The sequence below is a fragment of the Actinosynnema sp. NPDC059797 genome, assembly GCF_042732085.1.
In the GTDB taxonomy this organism is placed as follows: Bacteria; Actinomycetota; Actinomycetes; order Mycobacteriales; family Pseudonocardiaceae; genus Actinosynnema.
Window position 1 is genome coordinate 1 of sequence record NZ_JBHWIE010000046.1, and the last position, 23,848, is coordinate 23,848.

The following is a 23,848-nucleotide window of genomic DNA, read 5'->3' on the forward strand; positions in this document are numbered from 1 at the left end:
ATGGTCCGCCACTGCTCATCGCTCAACTCGTGCCTGCGGATCACGACCCAAGATCAAAGCAGACCAACCGCACCCGCTTTGAGGACAGGCCCTAGGCGCCGAAGGGCAGGACGCCAATCGTGCGGGTGACTGGGAAACGCCTGCAGGTCAGCGTCATGTCCGCCGTCGCCTCCCGGGGCGCACTGTGGTTCACCGTGTTCACCGACCGGTTCACCGTGTTCACCGGATTCCTCGACCGCACGGCGCGCCAGGACGGCCGGAAGGTACACGCCATCGCCGACCGACACCCCGTGCACCGCAGCAAGGCCGTCCGCGCCTAGCTGGAAGCCAACGCCAGCCGGGTCGAACTGCACCTGATGCCCGGCCACAGCCCCGAGCCGGACCCGGACGAGCTGCTCAATGCCGACCTCAAGCACAACGTCAGCGCCTCACGAGCTCACAACGCCGACCACCTCGCCCACGAGACCCGCCGGTTCCTGCGCCACCGCCAACGCCAACCGCACATCGTCCGCAATGCCATGTGCACGGCACGTTGCGGTGAGACCTGAGGCAGGGCGCCAGGCCGACCACGGCCGCTCCGATGTCTTTACGGCTTGTGGGCAAGCGAGTCTGGGATACCAGCGGATCCCCCTACAGGCCCCTGATCAGCTCTTTTACGACTCACAGGGGGTAGCGTTCTAACAGGATCCCCAACCTGATCCCCTATATGATCCCCCATCTGAACCTTCAACGGAAGTTACTGTGCGCGCAGAAGATCTCCCTTTGGTTACTGACAGCAACAGCTGTCTACGGCGATGCCCCGCAAGGCATCCTCGCGACTTCGCCCGGGCCACCGTCGCCGAGTGCGTCGCCTTCGTCGATGCCTAGGGCGGTTACTACGCCACACCTGGCGAGGCTATGCCCCAGCTACCATTTACGAACTCCGCTGGGTCTGCTTCCTGCCCCGCAAAGCACCGACCGACGTCACCGCCCAGCGGGAACTCGCCCATCGCCTGGCGTGCCTACGAGGCGACGTCCCCAAGCCTTGGACGTGGGCCGCTTTCTGAGCCCCTTGGGCGGTCGTTCCCGGTGCACTTCAGTCTCGGGTCGCGCCGTCCGGCCAGATGACCGTGACCGGGATTCCCGCGCGGCGGGCTGCGTTGACGACGTCTGCTGTGCCGCCGTAGCCGCGAGCGGGTTGTCCGTCCCAGACGGCCACCAGTTCGTCGGTCTCGTGGAGCATCCGGAGGCCGGCGTCCATGTGCGCGGCGGAGTCCGATTCGACGTGGTCGAGCTCGATCACGTCGGTGGCGGAGGACATCAGGTGGTCGTAGGTGGCGTGGTGGATCTCGGGGAGCTGCTCGCGGTACTTGCGGGCGGGCACGATGACCACCAGCGAGCCGCCGATGTCCAGAACGGCGTGGGCGAACAGCGTGTCGGCTCCGTCGGCAAGGCAGGACAGGCCGACGAGGTCGTCTTCGGCTCGTGCGTTGACGAAGTCGCGCAGGGCGGCGTCGACCAGCTGTTCCGTTTTCCTGGAGAGGCCGCGGTGTCCGGTGACGGCCAGTCGCGCCATCACGTCTCCCGCTCGTAGAGGGCGGCCAGGGCGTCGTCGAGGGCGGAGGCTTCGCGGGTGTGGGCGGGCAGGCTTTCCCGGAACCGGCGGACGCGGGCGGTGATGCGCTCCGAGCCGTAGGTCCGGCCGACCGCCAATGCTTCCACCGCCAGGTCACAGCTCTGCTCGATCATGCCGTCAGCGGCGAGCAGGTGCGCGTGTTCCACCTGGGCCAGAGCACGGGGCTTCGGCGCGGTCAACGAGGGTTCAGCTTCGGTGTAGGCGTCACGTGCGGTGCGGGTGTCGCCCAGGCGTGCCAATGCCGCGGCGCGGTACCGGGCAGCCTTGGCTCGGTCGAAGCCGAACACCCACGGCCACTGGGGTTCCCCCCGTCCCCGGCCGGTGAGGCGTTCGGCCGCGCGCAGCGCCCGGTAGGTCGCGGTGCGGTCCCCCAGCGCCGCGTGTCCGACGGCGTGCAGCGACGCCAGCCAGGCCCGCGCGCTGTCCGGAGCGGTGGCGTCGAGCTGGGTGTTGGCGCGATCGAGCAGCATCACCCCCGGCCGGGCATGTCCTGCCTCCACGGCGAAGTGGCCGAGGCTGGCGGTCATGTAGGCGGCCAGCAGGGAGTGGCCGGCACGCTGGGCGTAGCCGACGGCGTCGGCATAGCGCGTGCGCGCGGTGGCGTGGTCGTCGCGGTCGAAGGCCAGCCACGCGGCCAGCCCGGCGGTCTCCGACAACACGCGAAAGCCGCTCTGGGTGCGCAGTTTGTCGGCCACCACTGCCTTCGCCAGGCGAAGGTGCGCCTCCACCGCACCGACGAGTTGATCGGAGGAGATCGCCGACTCCATGCGCCGGTAGTGAGCGGTCGGTCCCGAGATCGCCGTGGCCAGGTCGTCGGTGTCGACAACGGCCACCGGGCGCTGACGCGTCGCCCAGATCCCGATCCCCGCACCGACCGCACCGGTCAGGAAAGTTTTGCGGTCCACGCTCTCCAGGCTAGGCGCGCCCCGCACGGACTGGATCGAGCCAGAGCCCGCCCCCTTGCCAGGCAGGGGCACTTCCTCCACACCGCGGTCGACCGCACTGGGCGAGACAACTGGAAGGGTGCTGGAGGCTCGGAAACCGAGCTCGGCGTCGGTGGCCGCGCCGAGTACGTGACGCAGTCCCGCTCGGTAGTGGGCACCTGGCCAGCGCACCGCACCGCGTTCGTAGCGTGCGATGGTGTGGGCGTCCAGGCTGTAGCGCTTGCCCGTGGTCTTCCACAGCCAGTTGTTGACCGCCTCGGCCAACTCCCGACGCGACATCGACTCCGCGGGCAACGCTGCCGATGCGGTGCGTTCACGCGCGGCACGCAGCAGGTCATTCGGTTCCGGCACGACTCACCGCACCCCCTTCCGATACGGAACGGATCGTAGCCGGACTGACACGAGAAGTAACAGGTTCTCGCTGGTCCGCATCGATCTGCCCTGAAATCTGCCCCGCCCTGACAGGTCTTCTACATAGGTTCCGATCTGTTCACCGCCTTCTACAGACCATAGAAGAGTTTTCTCATTCCCGGTGGCAATGCATGGGCTCGGCGTGACCATTGGCCCATTTGCCCTGGCCTGCCCCGACGTTCCCTGGAATCTGACCTTCCCGGGACCTGCGGTCCTTGATTGGCTGCACAGCACTGATCATGAGCAGCCGGGCAATCATGCGAAGCGTCGTGCCGCCACTCGTTGCCACACCGCAACAGTGACCGGAGAGATCCCGAGGAAGGAAATCATGGAGACCGAGGGAAAGTCGCCGGCTGTGCGCCTGAGCAACGCGCACAGCCGGGAACTGGGTGAGGTGATCCGCAGGATCCGCCGGGCAGTCGAGATGCCCGCTCCGAAGGTCGCCGAGGCCTTGGGTTGGTCGTTGGGCAAGTTGTCCAAGCTGGAGAAGGGGACTCGGGGCACCAGCGCGGTCGACATCGCCGCCCTGCTGGGCTTTTGCCGGGCCGACAAGGCGGCTCGTGACCACGTCCTGAGCATCGCCGCCGAGCCGGACACCGGCAGCTTCCTCCGTCCGCACCACCAGCGGCCCGACAGCCTGGTGGCCCTGTCGGTGCACGAGGAGATCGCGGAGACGATCACCGCCTACGACCCCGTCACCGTCCCCGACCTGGCCCAGACCGAGAACTACACCCTGGCCCTGACCGGCGACCCCGAGCTGGTCACCGCCCGCAGCGACCGCCAGCGGCTCCTGCAACGCCAGTCTGGCCCGCGAGTGGTGTTCTACGTCCACGAGATGGCGTTGCGCATGACCGTCGGCGACCTGACGGTCATGCGTGATCAGCTGCTGCACCTGCTGCTGATGTGCGAATGGCCCCACACCACCCTGCGCGTCATCCCACTGGCCGCCGGGCTCCACGCGCACCTGCGGCACCCCTGCACGCTGCTGACTTTCGAGGCTCCAAACAAGCCTTTGGTCTACACGGAGACCGACGTCGCCACCGCGTTCCACGACGATCCCGACTCGGTAGCGGCCTACCGGCAGAAGATGCGCCATCTCGACACCACGGCCCTGGACGCGGAGCAGACCCGTCGGAAGCTGTCCTGGTGGACCGGCCTCTACGACCGCAAAGCCGCCTGACCCGTTATCAGGAGACGGCCATGCCCCACACCATCCGGCTGCGCACCGAGCCCTTCACCAAAGCCATGAGGCTCGCCGGCTTCCACTCCGACTACGCCCTCGCCAGGGCCATGGACGTCAACCGGTCCACCGTCACCCGCGTCCTCACCGGCCAACTTCAGCCCGGCCCCGCCTTCATCGGTGGCGCACTGACCGCTCTGGCACCCATGACCTTCACCGACCTGTTCGACATCACCCACACCAACCCGAAACCTCAACGACGATGACCGGCACCAACCCCACACCCGACCACGTCGCCGAACCGCCGAGCAGTATCGGGGCGGAGAGCACACCACCCCCGAAGGTCGACCTCCACTACTCCGCCACGGTTTTGAACGCGGCGATCGCCGCCGGGCACGCAGAAGCCGTCCTCGGCCCCTTGACCGAACTGTGGTCGGCGGTCCCCCGGCATGTCGACGAGGGCATCCTGCGGCTGCTGCACGAGTGCGGCGTCGCCATGGCCACGCGCCTGCCCACCTCGCTGGAAGCGGCCCGGACGTTGCGCCGAGGAACCGGAGTGCTGCGCGACCACGACCACCTGCCGCTGGCCGTCCTGCATGGCAGGCACGAGCTGGCCGTGCACCGCCGACGTGACGACAACCCCGACGCCACCGCCTCGGCACTGCTCGACCTCTCCCGCACCTACCGCGCCCAAGGCCGACTGCACAAAGTCGTCGACTGCGCCGACCAGATGCTGGAGACCTACGGCCGCCACCACCACACCACCGGCTTCACCCGCACCCTGGCATACCTCGGAACCCTGATGATCGAGGCCCGACGTCCCGACGCGGCCATCAAACACCTGACTCGCGCCACCGACACCAACCCGTCATCCGATCCTCGTCGGCTCGCCGAATGCCAGGCTCTGCTGAGCCGAGCATGCCGCCTGTCCGGCAACCACCACACCGCAGATCGACACCTCAACCGAGCCCTGGCCACCGCCCTGGGCACCGACGAACGCACCGTCCGGTACGTACACGAACTCGCCGACGGCACACGCCAACTTCCACCGCCTACCACGCCGAAGGAATAGTAAAAATAATCACTCCAACAAATCCACCCGACAGCGCCATTACTCTTTCGACACGAATATGACGTGGTAGGTTGAGCGGTGTTCTATCGAGGAGTCAATAAATGCTTGACCACGGATAAAATACCTGCATCCCACCAGTGCCCATAGAGCGGCAAGACCAGTTTGGTATCGGCATACCAGGGCCAAGGGTCGGGTGAGATCACGTGGCCCGTCATCGGCGAGGAAGTCCCCTGCTTCGTCTGCTGTCGCGGCTGGGTTGGCAGCGCGATCCCACCACCTGGTCTGTGACCTGCCGCGATCACTCGGGCCACAGAGCACGGCTGGACGTTCGCCTGGCCGCCAAGGGGATCTCGCTCGGCTGCCCCGGCGGCGAACCGGTCATGCTCGCCCCGCTGGAGGTCGGACGGCTCCGAGCGGCCCTCCGCGAAGCCCTGCTCGTTTTCGACCGCGTAGCCGGCCCGGACGACCCACCCACTGATGACATCTCCCCGACGACGCCACGGCCTCGGGTCCGGCGGCAACTGCGGCCATGGCCCACGGTGCAGGACATCACCCAACGCCTGTCCGACACACCACCACAGGACCTACCGCAATCCCGGCCCACGCTTGCATCCGACTTCCCCAACACATACGCAGAAACCAGCACCGATCCCACAGCCCGACCCGCCTGACCACCCACACCAGTAGGGAACAGCGCGTGCACCCGGTCGGGTCCTACCGCATCGACATTCCCGTGTCGCGTACCGGTCCCGACGGCTTGACTGCCACGATGCTCCTCAAGGAGGGCAACGTTGGCCAGCGTGCGGGAGGTCGCCCAGCAGGTCCAACGGGGCCAGGGACAAGACCGGCGAGTGTGCCGCAGCGGTGCGACAGGCTGGGGAACTGGCACGTGACGCCCTGGAGTTGCTCCGCAGCGCCTGCCGGGGTGCCGTGGCCTTGGAGGACCGGGCAGCGCAGGTGGTCCGGCAGTGGACAGCGGTGGTCGAGGGCGCAGGACGACTCGCCCGGCGGCTGGCAGACCTCGACGCCCGACTTCAGGAGCTGCTGAACCGGCTGCTCGGAGACCACGACGCCCACCGCCCGGCATCGAGCTCTTCCCTCCAGACGACGCCCTCGTCCGACCCGTCGGGCACGGAAGCACAACGGGTGGCCCGACAGCGCCGGGAACTGCCGGACTACATCACCTCCGGGCGCTACGAGGACGAGACCGGTCAGCCGGTGCTGGTGCAGAGCGGCAAGGGTCCCGAGTCGCCGCAGATCGCCCGTCACCTGTTCGAGGCGGGCATCCTGCTCAGGCCGGGGATGCCGTTCGTGGCGATGCACGTGGAGCCGAAGGTGGCTTGGAGAATGCGCACCAGCGGCCGGGACACGGTCGAACTGGTGATCAACAACAAGGTCTGCCAGGGTGACCTGTCCTGCCGCAAGCTGGTCGAGGACATCCTGTACGAAGGGCAGAGCCTGGTGGTGCACGACCCCACCGAGGACCGGCCGCTGGTGTTCAAGGGAAGGAGTCCGCGGTGAACGCGGCACTGAACATCTGGTATTACCGCGACGACCACGACACCGCAGACCAACCACGGCTCGTCACCACCCCAGAGGAGCTGGACCGGGTACTGGACCACATCCTGGACCACCCGCAGCCACACCCGCCGGTGATCACCGTGCGCGACCGGCCCCGCCTGATGAACGGGCGCTACCCCGACCACGAGATCAAGATCGACGCCGACCGCCACGCCGGGATCGGCGCCATCCTGTGCAGCGGACCCCCCGACTTCGCACCCGACGCCACCACACCCGACGAACACGGCGGCGCCTGGATCACCCTCCCCCAGACCGACCCGCCGGAAGACGCACCCGCCCTGTACATGGACAAGGCGACCAAAACCACCTTCCCGAACAACGCCGTGGTACCGCTGGAAACGTGGCGCAAGGCCCTGCACGAACTGCTGCAGACCGGCACACGCCCGACCTGCGTGCAGTGGCAGGACACCGACCTCTTCTGAACCGCTTCCTGTGAACTTCCACCACGACAGGGCGATGGTGTCCTCGAGCTGTTCAGCAGCGTGGTCGTCTGGCCGGCGAACCGGGCGCCGACGCCGCCGTTGGGCGCTGATGGGCCGCCGTCCTGCACATCGGTGGCCTGTGCGGGCGCTTGTGAAGACCGGTCGGTGTTCTGCAGTTCAGAGGCCTGTGACAGAGTCGGGTTGTGCGAAGGACGTCGGGTGTGGTGGGTGTCGGGTATGAGGGCCTGGATGTGGAGGGCTTCGTGTCGCGGCTGTCCGACCTCGGGGTGCAGGTCCTGGCCGACGTCCGGCTGACGCCGATTTCGCGCAAGAAGGGGTTCAGCAAGCGCGCGTTGGCCGAAGCGCTGTCGTCGGCCGGGGTGGAGTACCTGCACCTGCGCGAGTTGGGCAACCCCAAGGACAACCGGCCGGGCTTCGCGGGTGACGGTGCGGCGTTGTCACAGGCTCGCGGGCGGTATGCGGAACTGCTCGACGTCGAGGCCGCGGACGGGGCTTTGGATCGGTTGACCGTGTTGGCGAGGCAGCGTCGGGTGGCGGTGATGTGCTTCGAGGCCGACGAGGAGCGCTGTCACCGGCACGTGGTGCTGCAGGCCATTCGCGCTCGGCTGGATTTGGTGTCGGTCTAGCGTTCGGGCCAGTAGACGCCCAGGACGCTGAAGGTGCGCGGGCTCTTGGCCTGGTTGCCGACGTAGAACACGGTGTCGCGGTGCGGGGCGCACATCCGGTCGAGGTAGGCGGCTCGTAGCTCACGCACGAGGTCGTCGTCGTTCCGGTTTCCCAGGGTGCGTTGCAGGGCGACGAACTCCCAGTCGAGGATGCCCTGGCGGTGACCGCCGCAGTCGGGTGTGCAGCGGTAGCGGTACCACCCTTGGAACCGCGGTGCCTGCAGGGCGATTCGGTCGCCGCCGGTCAGGTCGGGTTGGCTGACGTGGCGGTCGATCTTGCGCTGGTCTTCCGGGCTCCAACCGGGGTGGGGCTTGATGTCGATGCCGAGGACGCGGTGGGGTCGGATGGCGGCGAGAGAGGCTGCGCACGGATCCGCGTGAACCGCTTCCTTGATCGCGCACATGGAGTCGCGGACGTAGGGCTCGACGTGGGCGCAACGTCGTTTCCACGATCTGAGGTGGTCCTCGGTGCGCACGCTGGTGATGTCCGGGCGCCAGCTCTCGGCGCGGAAGTCACTCCTGGCGGGTTTGGCGCGCAGCGACACGACGTCGTACTTCTTGAAGGTGTGAGGGCTGTCGAGTTCGCGGAAGTTGATCGGGTAGAGGCGGACCCAGCCGGGTGAGTCGAGGTCGAGGCGGATACCGGCCACGCACACCGTCTCGCCATAGGTCTCCGACGGGTTCGGTGCCGCCTTGACTGTGATCAGCACTCGCATTCGCTGCCACGCGTCCCCAACCGGTTTGGCGGTGGGGACGTCGTCGGGCCCGAAGAGCAGTCCTTGGCTCACGACACCTCCAGCGTTGTGACGATCGGTCACCACATCCGAGTGTGAGCTGGTGGAACGACCGACGTCATTCCTCCGGTCGTGTACGCGTAGTAAGCATGTTGCCCGTTCCGAGGTCTTCGATGACTGACCGACAACACATCCGTGTAACTCGATCGAGTGAACCGCTGTCGAGTGGCGTAGCGAAGATCGCCTCGGCGTCGATGTGATCCACAACGCGCCGACATGATCACGATGGTCGGCGGATGGCACGGTCGAGAGTTGGGATGCGCCCGCGGTGAGGATCGCCAGAGTTCGGATCAGGAACTTCCGCTGCCTGGAAGACGTGGAGGTGCGCTTCGACGATGTCACGACGTTGATCGGCCCGAATGGGGTGGGCAAGTCCACCGTCCTGCGCGCTCTGGACTGGTTCTTCAACGGCCCGAAGGCCTCCGACCTGGCCGACGACGACCTCACCCACGGCGCCGAGGGCCGGCTGTCGGTGGAGGTGGAGTTCGACCGGCTCACCGACGACGACCGCGTGCAGCTAGGCAAGTACGTCACCGTGGAGTCCGACAAGTGCGTGATCTGGAAGATCCGGCACGCCGACGGCTCGGAGATGATGAGCGGCAACGCCCGTGCCTTCCCGGTGTTCGGCCCGATCCGCGAGGCCGGATCCGCCACGGACAAGAAGGCGCGTTACCTGGAGGTTCGGGAAGCCCATCCGGAGCTCGACCTTCCCCCGTGGAAGTCCATGCAGGTCTGCGAGCAGGTGCTCAAGACCTGGGAGCTGGAGAACCCGCACCGCTTGGAGGACTCGCAGGTCGAGGTGACCAACCTGTTCGGCTTCGCCGGGCAGGCGGTGATGTCGGGCCGGTTCGACTACGTCTTCGTCAGCGCCGACCTGCGCGCCGGGGAGGAGTCCCGCGACGGCCGCGGTGCCCTGATCAGCATGATCCTGGAACGCTCCGTCAACCGCGCGGCCGCAGACGAGGACATCAAGGAACTGGCCGCCTCGGTCGAGCGGCAGCAGGAGGAGATCTTCGAGCGCAACTTCAAGGAACAACTGCTGGAGCTGTCCACCGCGCTGTCCACCGCGGTCGGCCAGTACACCGTGGGCAGGACGGTCCAGGTCCACGCCCACAAGCAGGAGATCAAGCCGCCACGCACCCAGTTCGGCGTGTCCATCCTGGACTCCAAGATCGACACGCCAGTCGAGAAACAAGGGCACGGCTTCCAGCGGACCCTGCTGGTCTCGGCGCTGCAACTGCTCGCCGAACGCGGCTCGGCAGGCCAAGGCAACGGCGCCATCTGCCTGGCCATCGAAGAACCTGAACTGTTCCAACACCCGGTGCAGGCCCGCTCCTTCGCCTCCGTGCTGCGCGCGCTCGCCGAGGAGGAGGACCAGAACTTCCAGATCGCCTACGCCACCCACAGCCCCCACTTCATCGACGCGGGCAAGTTCGACCAGGTCCGCCGTGTCACCAGGGCCACCCGGGCACCCGACGGGCGCGCGCCCGAGGTGGTGGTGAGGTCCACCTCGATCGCCGAGGTCGAGAAACGACTGGCCGGCAGCCTTCACTCCGTGCCGGCCCAGCTCGACGCGGTAGCCGCGTCCAAGCTGTCCGAGGCGCTGTTCGCCAACGCCGCCATCCTCGTCGAGGGCACCACCGACAAGGCCGTTTTGGAAGGACTGGCCGAGAAGTCCTCGGTGACCTCGCTGCTGAGCCGGGGCATCACCGTCGCCGACGTCGGCGGCAAGACCAACATCATGCTCGCCCACGCCATCCTCACCGAACTCGGCGTGCCCTGCTACGCCATGTTCGACGGTGACCGCAACGGCGGCGACCTGATGATCCGGCGTGGCAAGTCGCAGGACAAGGTGGACGAGAAAGTCGCCAAGGACATCGCCGACAACCGCAAACTGCTCACCTACCTGGAAGCCGACGTCGAGGACTTCCCCGACACCGGCGCCCACGCCCGCTACGCCGTCCTCGAAGACACCCTCGAACCCCTGCTCAGCTCCCAGTGGACCGGCTGGGACGACCAAACCCGACAAGTGGTGGCGGACGGACTGGCGACCGGCAAGAAGAACGCCCTGGTCTACTTCATCACCGCACGCCGCCTCACCACCCCACCACCCCGCTTCCTCCTCGACGTTTTGCGCCACACCCAGAACCTCATCACCTGAAGATTCGGTGATCGGCGACAGCTGAGCTTCCCCTGCAGCCCGGTGGCTTCCCAGACATGGCTCGACAGGGCTTGAGGGAGTCGTCCGTAGCACCACCGAAGAAGTACCCCGATGAATTTTGAGCTCGGGCTGTCCATTTATACCGGAAGTCGGACGCCAAGCCGGTGATCCGGCGCCTGGCCGAGCAGCTGGGTGTGCATCCGGAGGCGTTGCGGAACTGGATCCGGTAGGATGAGGCCGACCGCGGCGAGTGGGACGATCGGCTCACCGCGACCGAGTCGGAGGAGCTGCGCCGCCTCCGTAAAGAGAACGCGGAAATCAAGCGGACCAATGATATCCTCAAGACCGCGTCCGCATTTTTCGCAGCGGAACTCGACCCTGCGACGGTCATTAAGCCCGTCGAGCAGCTTCGCGGCCGCTTCGGGATCGATTTCGTCCTCCGGACCCTCGGTGTCGCCTCCTCCACCTACCACGGCTGGGTGGCCCGGCTGGCCGGCCCGTCCCGCCGTGAGCGCGAGCACGAGGCGATTCCCACCTAGATCACCGACATCAACACCGCCTCCGATGGGATCTGCGGCAGCCCGCAAGTTCACCAGATCCCGCGGCGTCGAGGTATCCGCGTGTCGCGCAATCGGGTCGAGCGGCTGATGCGCCAGCAGGCCTGCAGAACACCTTCCTGCGCAAACAGTGGCAGACACCATCGACCAGGCGGGACCCGCGATCCGCGCTGGTATCCGATCGGGTGAACGGGGACTTCAGCGCGCTGGCGCCGAACCGGTTGTGGGTCGCCGACGCGACTCGGATCAGCACCGGAGAGGACGTGTTCTGGCTCGCAGCCGTGCGCGACGCGTTGTTCAACCGGACCATGGGCTGGAAACCAGTGACCACCGTGACACCGAACTGGCCCTTTCTGGGCACCCTGGAGTATGCGATCTGGTCCCGCGACGTGCGCGATGGGCAGTTGATCCTTCACAGTGACAGCGGGTCGACCTACACGGCCTTTCGGTTCACGGAACGGTTGGCGGACAACGGCATCCTGCTGTCGGTGAGTTCGGTCGACGACTCGCACGACAGTGCCTTGATGGATGACTTCCTCTCCACACTGAAGATCGAGTTGGTTTGCCGCCGACCCTTGCACACCCGCGACGAGGCCGACAACGAGCTGTTCCACTATTCGGAACGGACGCTGATAGGCTGGCTAACCTACCGCTTCCTACCCTTTTTCTTACGTTTTCCCGGGCCATGCCACAAAATCGTCTGACCCGCTTTGGCGGCATGATTCCTGAGGGCCTTGAGACTCTGTCCTGTGGCCTGGGTAGCGGGGTGATTGGCACCCAAGACCCGTTGACGTGCAGTGAGGACTGCTCGCATTGCCGCGTCGGCCTCTCGGTACCGACCTGTAGCCGCGTAAACCAATGCCAGGTTGTGTCGGGTGGTGAGAGTGTCGGGGTGGCCCTCACCCAGCATCCGATGCCGGAGAGCGAGGACAGCCTCGTACTCGCTCTGGGCCGTGACGAAGTCACCTCGAGCCTGTAGGACACTGGCCAGATTATGACGAGCGGTGAGGAGGTCGGGGTGGTCCTCACCCAGCACCCGCCGCTGGGTCTCGAGAACAGCCTCGAGTTCAGTCTGAGCCGTGACGAAATCACCCCGAGCCCGCAGGACACTGGCCAGATTATGACGAGCGGCAAAGGTGGCCGGGTGGTCCTCACCCAGCACCCGCCGCTGGGTCTCGAGAACAGCCTCGAGTTCAGTCTGAGCCGTGACGAAATCACCCCGAGCCTGCAGGACACCGGCGAGGTTAACGCGAGCGGTGAGAGTGTCGGGATGCTCCTCACTCAACACCCGCCGCCGGAGAGCGAGGACAGCCTCGTACTCGCTCTGGGCCGCAGCGAGGTCACCCCGATCCTGTAGGACACTGGCCAGATTATGACGAGCAGCAAGGATTTCAGGGTGGTCCTCACCCAGCACCCGCCGCTGGGTCTCGAGAACAGCCTCGAGTTCAGTCTGAGCCGTGACGAAATCACCCCGAGCCCGCAGGACACCAGCCAGATTATGACGAGCGGCAAAGGTGGCCGGGTGGTCCTCACCCAACACCCGCCGCCGGAGAGCGAGGACAGCCTCGTACTCGCTCTGGGCCGCAGCGAAATCGCCCCGAGCCTGTAGGACACCGGCGAGGTTAACGCGAGCGGTGAGAGTGTCGGGATGCTCCTCACCCAACACCCGCCGCTGGAGAGCGAGGACAGCCTCGTACTCGCTCTGGGCCGCAGCGAGGTCACCCCGATCCTGTAGGACACTGGCCAGATTGTGGCGAGTGGTGAGGGTGCCGGGGTGGTCCTCACCCAGCACCCGCCGCTGGGTCTCGAGAACAGCCTCGAGTTCAGTCTGAGCCGTGACGAAGTCACCCCGATCCTGTAAGACTCCAGCCAGATTGTGGCGAGTGGTGAGGGTGCCGGGGTGGTCCTCACCCAACACCCGCCGCCGGAGAGCGAGGACAGCCTCGTACTCGCTCTGGGCCGCGGCGAAATCGCCCTTGTCGGCAATGGTGAGGGCGATGCCGTGTCGTGCCGCGAGTGTCCGTTCGTGTTCGTCGCCGAGGACGTGACGGCAGGTCCGCAGCATGGCCTGGTACTCGGCTTCGGCCTGTGTGCGCAGGCCGCGGACGAACAGGTGTCGGGTTGCCAGGTCAACCGTGTGCGCCACGCGGTCGACCAGCACCGGGTCGATGTCGGTTCGTGCGAGGGCGGTAAGGAGGTGGAAGGCGTGAGGGGCGAGCAGGTTCCAGAAGTTCCACTTGGTGTGGTCCTGTGGTGACCAGTCGGGTTCGCCCGCGACGGAGTCGACCAGCAGTCGTGAGGCCGTCGTCAGGTAGTCGTCATCACCGTGGACGGGGTCGAGGTAGCGGTGGCCGGCGTCGCGCATCAGCGGGTGCAGGCGCAGCACCGGCACGTGAGGGTCGGTCGGGTCCAGGGCGGCGGCGGTGGTCAGGGTGAGAAGGCTGAGGTTGGCGGATTCGTGCAGCAGCGCCCCGGCCTGTTCACGGTCCAGATCGGCGAACACCGGAGAGTCGAACAGGGCGCGCTGCCGCAGGAGGTCCCGGTAGGGCAGCGGGGCGTCGGCGAATCGGGCGAGCAACCGCATGAACCGGCCCGCCAGCGACAGTCCCCGCTTCTCCAGCAGACGGACCGCCATTCGCCAGATTTCGTCGACCACCGAATCCGCACCGTCGACTGGATCCTGCGGACGGTCCACGCCCATGAGGTCCGCCCGGCCCTGGTCGAGGGCGGCGTGAAATTCCTCGAACGTGGTCACGGCATCGTCGTCGACCCAGAGGTCGTCCACGGACCGGGCGAGGTAGGAACCTGCCAGTGTCAACGCCAACGGCAGCCCGCCGAGCCGCTGGGCCAGAGCCCGCGCCGCCGCGAGGTCCCCGCCGCGGCCGTGTGTGTGGTCGAGCAACACCTGGGCGCCGTCGTCGGGATCGAGCATGTCCACCGGCACCGACCGCAGCCGTGAACCCCCTTGGGCCCGGCCGCCGCCGCGCCTGCTGGTCACCAGTACCAGGCCGGCCCGGTTGAGGACAGGGCGTATCCAGCCGCCCGCCCAACCCGTCCCGTCAGCCCCGTCCGCGGTCACGTCCAGGACCTCGGGGTCGTCGGCGTTGTCGACCACCAGCAGCCAGGGCCGGGTTCGGGCGTTCAACCGCCGCCACACCGCCTCCGCCGCATGGCCGGTCCGCAGTTCCTCGGCACCGGCGTCCACCAGGTGCCCGACGGCGTGCATTCCCGTCACCAGTCGCGCGTGGTCGACCGCCGACACCCACCACACGTCCACGCCCTCGGCCGACAACCTCCGCGCGACCTCCGCAGCGATCGAGGTCTTCCCACTGCCTCCCAAGCCGTGCAGCAGGAGGGATCGCCCACCGTCGTCGACACCCTCGAACCTGTCGACCAGAGCCGCGACCACTCCGCCCCGGCCACGCAGCCGCTCGCCGCCCGTGACATCCGGCGGCACGGCCACCGACTGGGCGAACGCCGCCCGCTCGACCGAGAACGGCACCGTGGACGCCGCCCCAACACCGCCGATCGCGCCTGCGGCGACACCGCCCGAACCAGCCACGTAGACGTTATGGGCGTGAAGGGTCATCCCCCCGGGAACAGTCAGCCCTAATCCGTCCCGGGCCGGGGAGGGTTTCCCGATGTCGACACGTTCCCGTGGATGACCTGCGCCGCGACACCACCCGAGGTCGCAGACGTCGTGGAATCACCGCCGATGATGACACTGTGGTCACCCGTGGTCGCCGTGACCGACACCCCTTCCGCCCTCAACTGCTCCACCACACCACGCAACTCCTCCGCCGACTCCGGGTGCTCCTCCAGCACGTCCCGCAACCGCGTCGCCCACTCCGCCGCCCGCAGCTCCCGTGCCCGGTCCAACTCCCCACCCGTCAAGGGCAGCAGCTCCGCCCGCGTCCGCTCCAGACGCCCTTCCACCACCAGCGCCCGTTGCTCGTCGCCACGCCCCAGGAAACGAGCGAACCTCTCTTTCGCCTTCGTCCACACGTCCGTGGCCGCCGCCTCCACCAGCGCCGTTCCACCCGCCGCCGCCAACGCGACCAACGCTTCCTCCAACACGAACCCTCCCGATCACCCGACTGCGGCCCGCAACCTACACGTGTGATCGTCAACCGAAATCCACCGTTACGGGAACCGGTCACCGATGAAGCCCTGGACGCTCGACAACCGTTACCGAGATCGCGACAACCGAATTTGATTCATAATTTCCACGCCGTACGCACACCAAGGAAGTGGCCAGTGCAGGTCTTCCGAACCGGGACACCGAGGCAGTACCCCGTCCACCGCTCAGCTGATGTCCTCGAAGGAGTCCTCTCCCGGGCGCCGGCACATCCACTGGTCGTCGGTGAAGCCGTCCAAGGTGGCGATCTCGGGGCCGGTCAGTTCGGCGGGTGTCGGGTGCAGGGACAGGACGCCGGTGTCGAGTTCGAGGCGCAGCCCCACGCCGACCGCCTCCTCGGTGGAGACCACGGTCGCGGCGATCAGGGACCTCAGCGCGTCCGCGTAACCCGGTCGACCGTCGGTGTACGTGCCGTGGGCGACCACGACCGTCGGCATGGCATCGCAGGTGAGGACCGGCAGATCCCCACCGGGGCAGTCGAACCGCAGCTGGACGTAGTCGTACACGAACTGCACCGAGCAGAGCCGGGCCCCGACCAGCCTGCCCAGCAACCCGTTCGCCACGTACCCGTGCACCACCACACCACCATCCCCCCGGACCGGCCCCCAGGTCAGCGGACCTCCTCATGCTCGTGCAGAAGACGCACCATGAGGCATGGTGCCAGCCGTTTGGGATCCTCAGCTGACGTTGTTGCGGCGCCCCACCCGGCGGCCCCAGGAGCGCGCGGGAGCAGGCGGTGGGAGCAAATGGGAGCCGTCGGACGCGTTCAACGGCACCGAACCGCGTCCGACGGCTCCCAACAGTCTCGTTTCACCTGCGGCGATCCTGTTTCCGCAGGTAGAAGCCTTGGGCAGGCTTCATTCACACCGAAGAGGTCACTGGTTCGATCCCAGTATCGCCCACAGTTGGTTTACCAGGTCAACGGCCTGTCGACGGATCATCGTAGGCAGGCCGTTTTCCATTGTCGGTAGCACCGCGACAACGGTCGTCGGGCACACCGTTCCAGATCAACCACACCTCACGCGTGTGACGCAGGTCATCAGACGGCGTTACCAGCCCGACGCTGGTCCTGTCGCGTTCGGCACCGAGGTCGAGTTGGGTGTTGTCGGTGCTGGGGAGTTTCGTCGCCGGCAACGAGCCTGCCGCCGGCGACTGCTCCAGGTTCGTGCTGTGGTGCACGGGCAGGGGCAATCGTGGGCGCTGCGAGCCGCGACGTTGGCCGACATGGCGCGGCAGGCCGCCCACCCGAGGCAAGAGGCGACGCGTTGCCGCTGGTCAAGCTCGCCCAAGTAGGTGCCGACCATCTTTCGGGCACGACTCGGGCAACAGGTGGGAGGACCAGGCTGAAGCGACCGCGATTGAGCGTCAGGCACTCGGTGAGGCCACGGTCCTCCGTCCCCGGAGGGTCGTCAGCGAGTTGCGCGCTCGAAGAGTCAGCACATCATCGAGCCTGCGTCCCCGATGTCGCCGAGCTGCGCCACTGGCTCACCGCCCCGCAACGAGACGGTGTTGCGCGCATTGGGGTCGATGGATGAAATGACCCAGGGACTGTCGCGGGTGTCGCGGTCCGCGCTGCCGGTCAGACAAGCCCGGGAGTACTACCGCCCGGTGCGCAAGGACGACGTGGGCCGTAGCCCGTTGGTCAACGCCCAACTCGCGCAACTGTTCAGCAAGGGCAACTCCGCACGGGTCGTGGTCGGCTCTGACGCGACAGGCATCGACCAGGTCGTGGCGACGCTCGAAGAGGTGAAGCCCCGGTCCGTCGATCTCCACCGGGTCGACATGAAGACCCTGGGTGAGTTCAAGGCGAAGCTCGAGACGGGCGCGACCGATACCCGCCGATCGCTCGTTGTCGGCGACCTGCGCGCGAATACCAACATCGACGCCTGTCAGAGGGCGTTCGAGTACGCGTTGGGCGACCAGGCCGGTGTTGGCATCCCGCACGACCGAGCGGCGTCCCGCACAGCCGCTTTGATCGCGGGTGCGCCCAATGTGAAGTGGCTGTTGCGGCTCGCGGCATCAGCGGACTCCGAGACTCATGTGATGCCGTTGCAGCGGTACAACCGGTACACCCTGCCGTTGCGTTGGCGTGGCGATGCGGTGTTGGAGCGCTTGGCGGACGAGGATTTCGAGGAACGAGCGCTCAAGCTCACGGGCGGTTGGCCTTTGCTCGTGGAACAGCTTGTTTCCGACATCCTGTCAAACAGAAAGTCGACGCCGGACGATGACACTTCCGCATTGGACCGGTTGCGCGACGCACAGTCACAACCGGAGTGGTGCGAAAGCTTCCTTCGCCAAACGGGCGCAGATTTCGCGGGCTGACCGGAAGCCCGACCCCTGGTCGCCGTACTGGTGGAGTACGACGGCCCGTGCAGCCAGAAGGACCTCTCGGAACTGGTCGACCTCGCTCCGTCCGACATCGAAGTGTTCAGCAGGGTTGCTCGCTGGCTGGGACTGGTGTCTGCCACGAATCAGGGCGATTTGACGCTAGCTCCCCTGATCGCCGGATTCCTGCGTATCGTCGGAGCCGTGAAGTAAGCGGGTTTCGACGCCTCACCGCTCGATCATGAGTTCAATCGCCTCGGAAGGGCTTGGGCGGCGCCGGTAGAGCCACATGGCCAACGCAACAGATCGACACCCGCTTGCCAGCCGACTAAATTAATAGTTGAAGAAGGACGATCCTGACGGCGTCCGCTCATCGACATGAGCGGACGCCGTCAGGATCGCGTAGGAGATGCACCGCATTAGCACGGCGCTAATTGCTTGACCCTCCGCTGATGTTGTCGCGGCGGGGCTCCCAGCGACTTGAGGAGCATGTGGGAGCGGACTGTGGGAGCAAACCGGGAGCCACCGGACGCGTTCAACAGCACCGAATTGCGTCCAACGGCTCCTAACAGTCCCGTTCCACCTGCGGTAATCCTGTTTCCGCAGGTGGAAGCCTTGCCCCAGCTTCATTCACACCGATGTGCTCTTCCAAGCGCACCTAACGGCGCTCAGCAGCACGTAACCGCAGGTCAAGGAGCATGAACGACACAGCGCCCGGGGCCTGTTCCGAGGTGAGCACTTCTGCAACTCCGAAGAGCTGACCTGCGCTCCAGCGAGCCGACCAGGCCTCCCTTCTGAGCGAGCAGCCGACACCCGCATACGCCCGTAGAGCACCTCTCACCGTGGACGGGCCGAGGCCCGACACGGGCCGGTGGCCGAGGGCAACCTGCATCCCTCCCTCCGATGCTCAAGCCACCACCAGCTCGAGTCACCGATCTGCGGGCACGACGCGTCGAACCGGGTGACGCCGACGACCGGTCAGTCGACCATTCGAACCGCACCGACCATCACCCTCAGCGGCATGTGCGGACGCGTTGTCCTTGCAAAAACCATTGGTGACCGACTTGCCCCACTGATGTACTGATGGCCACCGTGATTCTGCCGCGTGACGGAGGTAGTGGTTGTGAGTGGCTACAACGCGCTTGCCGAGGTGTACGAGTGGCTCATCTCAGATGCAAAGCTGGCTCCGGCCGAGTTCGCTTCGTCGTTCGATGACGTGCTCAGCCTCTTGCCGTCGAACGCTCGCGTCCTCGATTGTTCGTGCGGGACCGGACAGTTGGCGGTCGGCCTCGCCGGTCTTGGCATGCATGTTGTCGCAACTGACGCCAGTGAAGCGATGGTTCGTCGGACTGCAGAGCTGTCCGAGGAGTTCAGGGCATCTGTCCGGACAGTGCGGGCGGACTGGCATGAGTTGCCCGACCATTTCGATGACGACACCTTCGACATGGTGTTCTGCGTTGGCAACTCGCTGCACCACGCCGAGGGCGCGCGAGGCAGAGTTGCTGCTCTGGAGTCGATGTCACGGCTTCTGCGCCGTGGCGGGCGCTTGGTACTCACCTCCCGCACTTGGGAACTCGTGAGGGCCAGAGGTTCCCGACTGGACATCAGTGACCGACTCGTCCGTCGGAACGGTCGCGATGCCGTCGTGGTCTACCGCTGGGACATTGCGCCGAACTGGGAGGACGAGCACCACATCGAGATTGCGATCGCGCAAGTGGATACCACTGGGTCGGTTCTTGTCCGCTCGGGACTGCTGTCGAGCTGGCCCTACCGATACGAAGAACTCGAAGTCGAGTTGCGCCGGGTCGGACTCCAAACGGAAATGAGCACGTTCAACCTTGAGGCCGAGAACTACATGGTGGTGGCGAGCAAGGTATAGACAACGGGCTCTCAGTCCGTGGCCGGACCGCGCGGTTGCAACCAGGAGGCTTGCGTCCTCCCATCGGCATGAGCGGACGTCGTCAGGATCGTGCAGGAGACGCACCACGGCTGCACGATGCCGACTGCTCGGGTCCCCTGCTGACGTTGTCGCGGCGAAGCTGCCAGCGATCCGGGGGGCATGTGGGAGCAAAAGGGAGCCGCTGGATGCGTTCAAATACACCGAACCGCTTCCAACGGCTCCCAGTGGTCTCGTTTCACCTGCGACGATTCTATTTCCGCAGGCAGGAGCTGTGGGAAGGCTTCATTCACACCGAAGAGGCCACTGGTTCGATCCCAGTATCGCCCACGCACGTCAGGCCCTATCCGGGATGGTTCGTACAGGGCCTGACCTTTTAGTTTGTCAGCAGTCGGTCAGCGGACGGGCTGACACAGGTCGTCATCGTCGTCGTCATCGAGCGCTTTCAGGATCTGCTCGTGGTCCGGCGTGCGGCGGGTGTAGAGCTGCAAGGTGGTCGAGGCGTGTTCGTGCCCGAGGACGCGCTGGCCATGTTGACCGGCACGCCGTCGTCCACGAGCCGGGTCGTGTGCGACCACCCGTGCCAGTACCCGAACACCACCTCCGACGCCTCGGACGTGGCGTGGAACCCGGACGGACGCCGGCCGTGCGGATCGGGCTGGACCAGGTCGTCCTGTGGGACGTCGCCGAACGCGATCAGCCACGTCGGAACGGCCGCTCGATTCCCCTGCCAATAGGTTCGTACGGACTCGCGTGGTCACCGGACAGCCGCACCCTCGCCGTTGACGACACCGACAACTCGGTGGCGCTCGGGGACTTCACCGAACGCATCGACTTGAAGGAGCACTCGACCTGTCCGTGAGCAGCCAGAACAACGACTCAACCACCACCGGAGCACTTCGCCAAGAGCGCCCGGTGGCGCTCGACAGCACACAACCGCAGGTCAACCGTCCCGAACCGCATCAATCATCGCACTCAGCGGCATGAGCGGGCGTCGGTGCGGCGGGGTCTGACCAAGCCGGCCTGCCGCTCGGCCGCAACGCGGTCGAACCCACCCGCGCCGGCCTCAAGTCGTCAACGCCCCTCGAGGTCACGCCACCAGTCCGCGTCGATGACCAGCTCGTTCGTGTCGAGCAGACGACGCTCGAACTCGATCACGTCAACCGGGTGCGGGGCGGTGTCCATCACCGCTGTAACCTCGGCCGGCAACCTGACGTCGTGCGCCTCGACGTAGTGCGCGAGCCCTTCCGGCCAGACGAAGCGAGCGCCGTCGGTCAGCTCCGCACTGCCGTTCGGCTGCCCGCAGAAGCGGCACGGTGACGTGCCGGCGGCAGCGACGAACACGCTCCCGCCGCGGAGGTAGGCCACCACGCGATCGCGCAGCGCCGCGTCGGGTGACCGGTCGACGAACGACCGGACGTCAGGCCACCCGGGAGCCTCAGGGCCGAGCCAGTACCCGATCAACCGCAGGCTCCGGGGCGTGGCGTTCACCGGGCCATCCTGCCAAATGCCCGTCGTGAGCGGCCTCGTCGGCGTGTGCAGGTCAACTTCGGCGCGTGGCGCGACGTCCTCGGTCGTCAACTCCTCGAAATGTGACGACTTTTCTTGTCGGCTTGTCTGGCGCCACGTCGTCGGTTTCAGTGACGGCGGAGGTTCCACAGGTGCTGCTCGCGCAGGGCGCTGAGCGCGCGTTTCTCCAAGTCCACCGCGGTGGAGCGGTCGGCGGTGGTGGCCCAGCACAGCCACAGCCCGGCTTCGCGCATGGCCAGGGCCGCCCAGCCTTTCGCGTCCAGCCTCTGCCCGGCGGCCAGGGCTGCCACCCGCCTGGAGAGGAACGCCGGGTCGTTGAGGGCACGGTCCAGGGCGACCAGGCGGCCGGCGCAGATACGGGCCCGGACAGCTCCACCGCCAGGAGATCGGCCGTGTCCGGCTTGTCCGCCGCAGGATCGGTCACAGGTCGCCTCCGTGCCGCGTCAACGAGTTCGGTCATCGATGATCTCGATCAGTGCGCAAGCAGGTATCGGATCCCCATGGGCGGCCGCGGCGCGGCTGCGGCACCGCCGGGGCCGTGGAGGTCATTGTGGGCCCGGCGCACCGCTCCGGCGGCGTCGACGACTTGTCAGTCGTGGTCCGGGCGACCGGTCAGGTGGTGGTCGGCCGCTTCGACGGCTTCGCCCAACAGTCGCCGCACGTGGCCGCCGCGGGCGCGGTAGACCGCGCGCCGCCCGTCACGTCGCACGGCCACCAGGCCGGCGAGCTTCAGCTTGGCCAGGTGCTGCGACACCGCCGGTCGGGCTGTGCCGACCGCGCCGGCCAGCGTCGTCACGTCGTACTCGCCGCCGCACAGCAGCCACATCATGCGCAATCGGGTGCCGTCGGCCAGCATTCGGAAGCCGTCCACGGCCGCGTCCACGTGGGTGTCGGAGGGCAGTTGTCGCCAGTCCTGCGTTGTTGCAACACCGTCGCGTGGGCGCATGGGCACCTATGTTCCCACCAGCGGTTTCGCGTGACCACACTGGGCCGTGGACCGTTGTCGGCTCACCATGTGAACCCCCTTCCGCTTCGGCTGCAACCACGGTTACATTCCTGGCGCACCGCGAAGCACGGCGAGAGGGAACCCCACCGATGGTCGACACCCGGAACCGGGACGTGATCCCGCTGCGCACCGCGACCAGGGCGTGGTTCCTGATCTCGTTGCAGACCTTCGGCGGCCCGGCGGGGCAGATCGCGGTCATGCAGCGGACCCTGGTCGACGAGAAGCGCTGGATCGGTCAGCAGCGGTTCCTGCACGCGCTGAACTACTGCATGCTGCTGCCCGGACCCGAAGCCCAGCAGCTCGCCATCTACGTCGGGTGGCTGCTCAACGGCCGGCGGGGCGGGTTGATCGCGGGGACGTTGTTCGTGCTGCCCGGGATGCTGGCCCTGCTGGCGCTCTCGGCGATCTACGTGGCCTTCGGCGACACCACCGCGGTCAACGCCGTGTTCGCCGGGCTCGCGCCCGCCGTGGTGGCGATCGTGGCCCAGGCCGTCGTCCGGGTCGGGAAGCGGGCCCTGCACCACCCCGCGCTGGTCGCCCTCGCCGCCGGCGCGTTCGCCGCCCTGGCGCTGTTCGGCATCCCCTTCCCCGTCGTCATCGCCGCCGCGGCGGTGGTCGGGTGGGCGCTGGGGCGCTTCGCGCCCGCCGCGATGCGGTCCCGGGGCGGCCACGGCGGGAGCGGCGCCGACGAGCAACCCCCGTTGATCTCCGACGACGCGCTGCACCACGAGAAGCCCTCGGCGCGGCGCGGCCTGACCGTGCTCGGCGTCGGCCTGCTCGTGTGGGCCGCGCCGGTCGCCGCGGTGGCGGTGTTCACCGGTGTGGGCAGCACGCTCACCCAGCAGGGGTTGTTCTTCTCCGGCACCGCGGTGGTGACCTTCGGCGGCGCCTACGCGGTGCTGGCCTTCGTCGCCCAGCGGGCCGTGGAGGTCTACGGTTGGCTGTCCGCGGGCGACATGGTCCGGGGCCTCGCCCTGGCCGAGTCCACCCCCGGTCCGCTGATCATGGTCGTGCAGTTCGTCGCCTTCCTCGGCGCCTTTCACCACCCCGGCACGCTGGACCCGTGGGTCGCCGGCACGCTCGGGGCGCTGCTGACCACCTGGGTCACCTTCGTGCCCTGCTTCCTGTTCATCCTGCTCGGCGCGCCCTACGTCGAACGCCTGCGGCACAACCGGACCATCTCCACCGCGTTGGCGGGCATCACCGCCTCGGTGGTCGGGGTGATCGCCAACCTCGCCCTCTACTTCGCCCTCAACACCCTCTTCGCCACCACCGGGGTGCACCACTGGGGACCGCTGCGGCTCGCCCTGCCCGAACCCGGCAGCTTCCGCCCCGTCGCCGCCGCGATCACCGCCGTCGCGTTCGTGCTCGTCTTCGCGCTGCGCTGGTCGATGCTGCGCGTGCTGGCGGTCTGCGCCGGGCTCGGGGTCCTCGCCGCCCTGCTCGGCCTGCCCGTCGCCTGACGGGCCGGAGCACGCGGGGCGGATCCCTCCTCCGCCAGGAAGTTGCTGTTGCCCATCGGGCGTTGT

General features: G+C 67.1%; 26 protein-coding genes and 2 pseudogenes. 17 read left to right on the top strand and 11 right to left on the bottom strand.

Going from position 1 to position 23,848, the window contains the following annotated elements; all coding sequences use genetic code 11:
- Nucleotides 1-107: 107 nt before the first annotated feature.
- A pseudogene (locus ACFV4N_RS14755) lies at nt 108-320 on the top strand (transposase); the annotation flags it as partial.
- Nucleotides 321-356: 36 nt separating this feature from the next.
- Entirely contained in the window at nt 357-548 is a 192-nt protein-coding gene (locus ACFV4N_RS14760; protein WP_499673040.1) for a hypothetical protein, read from the top strand.
- A 527-nt stretch (nt 549-1,075) separates the two neighbouring features.
- Here the strand turns inward: ACFV4N_RS14760 and ACFV4N_RS14765 are convergent.
- Both ACFV4N_RS14765 and ACFV4N_RS14770 read right to left on the bottom strand, forming a co-directional pair.
- Nucleotides 1,076-1,555, bottom strand: coding sequence for a hypothetical protein (locus ACFV4N_RS14765; RefSeq protein ID WP_499673041.1), 480 nt, complete (start codon nt 1,553-1,555; stop codon nt 1,076-1,078).
- Nucleotides 1,555-2,910, bottom strand: coding sequence for an NsdA family TPR-like regulatory protein (locus ACFV4N_RS14770; protein WP_499673042.1), 1,356 nt, complete (start codon nt 2,908-2,910; stop codon nt 1,555-1,557). The genes ACFV4N_RS14765 and ACFV4N_RS14770 overlap by 1 nt, the downstream gene beginning before the upstream one ends.
- A gap of 358 nt (nt 2,911-3,268) precedes the next feature.
- Between ACFV4N_RS14770 and ACFV4N_RS14775 the strand changes: the two genes are divergently transcribed.
- The 6 genes from ACFV4N_RS14775 (at nt 3,269) to ACFV4N_RS14800 (ending at nt 7,872) form a co-directional block, all read left to right on the top strand.
- Nucleotides 3,269-4,150 (top strand): helix-turn-helix domain-containing protein, encoded by an 882-nt coding sequence (locus ACFV4N_RS14775; RefSeq protein ID WP_499673043.1) that lies wholly within the window; start codon nt 3,269-3,271, stop codon nt 4,148-4,150.
- Between the two features lie 20 nt (nt 4,151-4,170).
- Complete coding sequence (locus ACFV4N_RS14780; protein ID WP_499673044.1) at nt 4,171-4,416, top strand: transcriptional regulator; 246 nt, start codon at nt 4,171-4,173, stop codon at nt 4,414-4,416.
- Nucleotides 4,417-4,520: 104 nt separating this feature from the next.
- Nucleotides 4,521-5,222, top strand: a complete 702-nt coding sequence (locus tag ACFV4N_RS14785) for a tetratricopeptide repeat protein (protein ID WP_499673045.1) — start codon at nt 4,521-4,523, stop codon at nt 5,220-5,222.
- Between the two features lie 930 nt (nt 5,223-6,152).
- The gene (locus ACFV4N_RS14790; RefSeq protein ID WP_499673046.1) at nt 6,153-6,743 is read left to right on the top strand and encodes a DddA-like double-stranded DNA deaminase toxin; all 591 of its coding nucleotides are present in this window, start codon (nt 6,153-6,155) and stop codon (nt 6,741-6,743) included.
- A complete protein-coding gene (locus ACFV4N_RS14795; RefSeq protein WP_499673047.1) occupies nt 6,740-7,225 on the top strand; it encodes an Imm1 family immunity protein in 486 nt (161 codons plus the stop codon). The genes ACFV4N_RS14790 and ACFV4N_RS14795 overlap by 4 nt, the downstream gene beginning before the upstream one ends.
- A gap of 221 nt (nt 7,226-7,446) precedes the next feature.
- Nucleotides 7,447-7,872, top strand: coding sequence for a DUF488 domain-containing protein (locus ACFV4N_RS14800; protein ID WP_499673048.1), 426 nt, complete (start codon nt 7,447-7,449; stop codon nt 7,870-7,872).
- Here the strand turns inward: ACFV4N_RS14800 and ACFV4N_RS14805 are convergent.
- Entirely contained in the window at nt 7,869-8,699 is an 831-nt protein-coding gene (locus tag ACFV4N_RS14805) for a DUF8757 domain-containing protein (protein ID WP_499673049.1), read from the bottom strand. The two genes, ACFV4N_RS14800 and ACFV4N_RS14805, sit on opposite strands and share 4 nt — an antisense overlap.
- Before the next feature lie 274 nt (nt 8,700-8,973).
- Between ACFV4N_RS14805 and ACFV4N_RS14810 the strand changes: the two genes are divergently transcribed.
- From ACFV4N_RS14810 to ACFV4N_RS14825, 4 genes and pseudogenes are all read left to right on the top strand, one after another.
- Complete coding sequence (locus ACFV4N_RS14810) at nt 8,974-10,866, top strand: ATP-dependent nuclease (protein ID WP_499673050.1); 1,893 nt, start codon at nt 8,974-8,976, stop codon at nt 10,864-10,866.
- 134 nt (nt 10,867-11,000) lie between these two features.
- A pseudogene (locus tag ACFV4N_RS14815) lies at nt 11,001-11,096 on the top strand (transposase); the annotation flags it as partial.
- Nucleotides 11,097-11,414: 318 nt separating this feature from the next.
- Nucleotides 11,415-11,612: an IS3 family transposase gene (locus ACFV4N_RS14820; RefSeq protein ID WP_499673079.1), complete on the top strand. Its 198-nt coding sequence runs from the start codon at nt 11,415-11,417 to the stop codon at nt 11,610-11,612.
- Entirely contained in the window at nt 11,609-12,127 is a 519-nt protein-coding gene (locus ACFV4N_RS14825; protein ID WP_499673051.1) for a DDE-type integrase/transposase/recombinase, read from the top strand. The genes ACFV4N_RS14820 and ACFV4N_RS14825 overlap by 4 nt, the downstream gene beginning before the upstream one ends.
- Here the strand turns inward: ACFV4N_RS14825 and ACFV4N_RS14830 are convergent.
- From ACFV4N_RS14830 to ACFV4N_RS14845, 4 genes are all read right to left on the bottom strand, one after another.
- A complete protein-coding gene (locus ACFV4N_RS14830; RefSeq protein WP_499673052.1) occupies nt 12,070-14,985 on the bottom strand; it encodes a tetratricopeptide repeat protein in 2,916 nt (971 codons plus the stop codon). The genes ACFV4N_RS14825 and ACFV4N_RS14830 overlap by 58 nt on opposite strands.
- 47 nt (nt 14,986-15,032) lie before the next feature.
- On the bottom strand, nt 15,033-15,500 hold the full coding sequence (locus ACFV4N_RS14835; RefSeq protein ID WP_499673053.1) for a hypothetical protein: 468 nt from the start codon (nt 15,498-15,500) through the stop codon (nt 15,033-15,035).
- Between the two features lie 228 nt (nt 15,501-15,728).
- Entirely contained in the window at nt 15,729-16,142 is a 414-nt protein-coding gene (locus ACFV4N_RS14840) for a hypothetical protein (RefSeq protein WP_499673054.1), read from the bottom strand.
- A gap of 337 nt (nt 16,143-16,479) precedes the next feature.
- The gene (locus tag ACFV4N_RS14845; protein ID WP_499673055.1) at nt 16,480-16,806 is read right to left on the bottom strand and encodes a hypothetical protein; all 327 of its coding nucleotides are present in this window, start codon (nt 16,804-16,806) and stop codon (nt 16,480-16,482) included.
- 282 nt (nt 16,807-17,088) lie between these two features.
- Here ACFV4N_RS14845 and ACFV4N_RS14850 point away from each other — a divergent pair, with 282 nt between their 5' ends.
- The 3 genes from ACFV4N_RS14850 to ACFV4N_RS14860 all read left to right on the top strand — a co-directional run bounded on the left by ACFV4N_RS14850 (nt 17,089) and on the right by ACFV4N_RS14860 (nt 19,765).
- Nucleotides 17,089-17,883: a hypothetical protein gene (locus ACFV4N_RS14850; protein ID WP_499673056.1), complete on the top strand. Its 795-nt coding sequence runs from the start codon at nt 17,089-17,091 to the stop codon at nt 17,881-17,883.
- 30 nt (nt 17,884-17,913) lie between these two features.
- Nucleotides 17,914-18,099: a hypothetical protein gene (locus tag ACFV4N_RS14855; protein WP_499673057.1), complete on the top strand. Its 186-nt coding sequence runs from the start codon at nt 17,914-17,916 to the stop codon at nt 18,097-18,099.
- A 910-nt stretch (nt 18,100-19,009) separates the two neighbouring features.
- Nucleotides 19,010-19,765 carry a class I SAM-dependent methyltransferase gene (locus ACFV4N_RS14860; protein ID WP_499673058.1) on the top strand — a complete coding sequence of 252 codons (756 nt, stop codon included), beginning with the start codon at nt 19,010-19,012 and terminating at the stop codon, nt 19,763-19,765.
- A gap of 413 nt (nt 19,766-20,178) precedes the next feature.
- On the opposite strand, the gene ACFV4N_RS14865 is transcribed toward ACFV4N_RS14860, so the two are convergent.
- On the bottom strand, nt 20,179-20,361 hold the full coding sequence (locus ACFV4N_RS14865; protein ID WP_499673059.1) for a hypothetical protein: 183 nt from the start codon (nt 20,359-20,361) through the stop codon (nt 20,179-20,181).
- 68 nt (nt 20,362-20,429) lie between these two features.
- On the opposite strand from ACFV4N_RS14865, the gene ACFV4N_RS14870 reads away from it, so the two are divergent.
- A complete protein-coding gene (locus ACFV4N_RS14870) occupies nt 20,430-20,645 on the top strand; it encodes a hypothetical protein (RefSeq protein WP_499673060.1) in 216 nt (71 codons plus the stop codon).
- Nucleotides 20,646-20,857: 212 nt separating this feature from the next.
- On the opposite strand, the gene ACFV4N_RS14875 is transcribed toward ACFV4N_RS14870, so the two are convergent.
- The 3 genes from ACFV4N_RS14875 to ACFV4N_RS14885 all read right to left on the bottom strand — a co-directional run bounded on the left by ACFV4N_RS14875 (nt 20,858) and on the right by ACFV4N_RS14885 (nt 22,259).
- The gene (locus tag ACFV4N_RS14875) at nt 20,858-21,364 is read right to left on the bottom strand and encodes a hypothetical protein (RefSeq protein ID WP_499673061.1); all 507 of its coding nucleotides are present in this window, start codon (nt 21,362-21,364) and stop codon (nt 20,858-20,860) included.
- Nucleotides 21,365-21,420: 56 nt separating this feature from the next.
- A complete protein-coding gene (locus tag ACFV4N_RS14880; protein WP_499673062.1) occupies nt 21,421-21,603 on the bottom strand; it encodes a hypothetical protein in 183 nt (60 codons plus the stop codon).
- A gap of 299 nt (nt 21,604-21,902) precedes the next feature.
- Entirely contained in the window at nt 21,903-22,259 is a 357-nt protein-coding gene (locus tag ACFV4N_RS14885; protein ID WP_499673063.1) for an ArsR/SmtB family transcription factor, read from the bottom strand.
- A gap of 149 nt (nt 22,260-22,408) precedes the next feature.
- Between ACFV4N_RS14885 and chrA the strand changes: the two genes are divergently transcribed.
- Nucleotides 22,409-23,782 carry a chromate efflux transporter gene (gene chrA, locus ACFV4N_RS14890; RefSeq protein ID WP_499673064.1) on the top strand — a complete coding sequence of 458 codons (1,374 nt, stop codon included), beginning with the start codon at nt 22,409-22,411 and terminating at the stop codon, nt 23,780-23,782.
- Nucleotides 23,783-23,848: the final 66 nt, after the last annotated feature.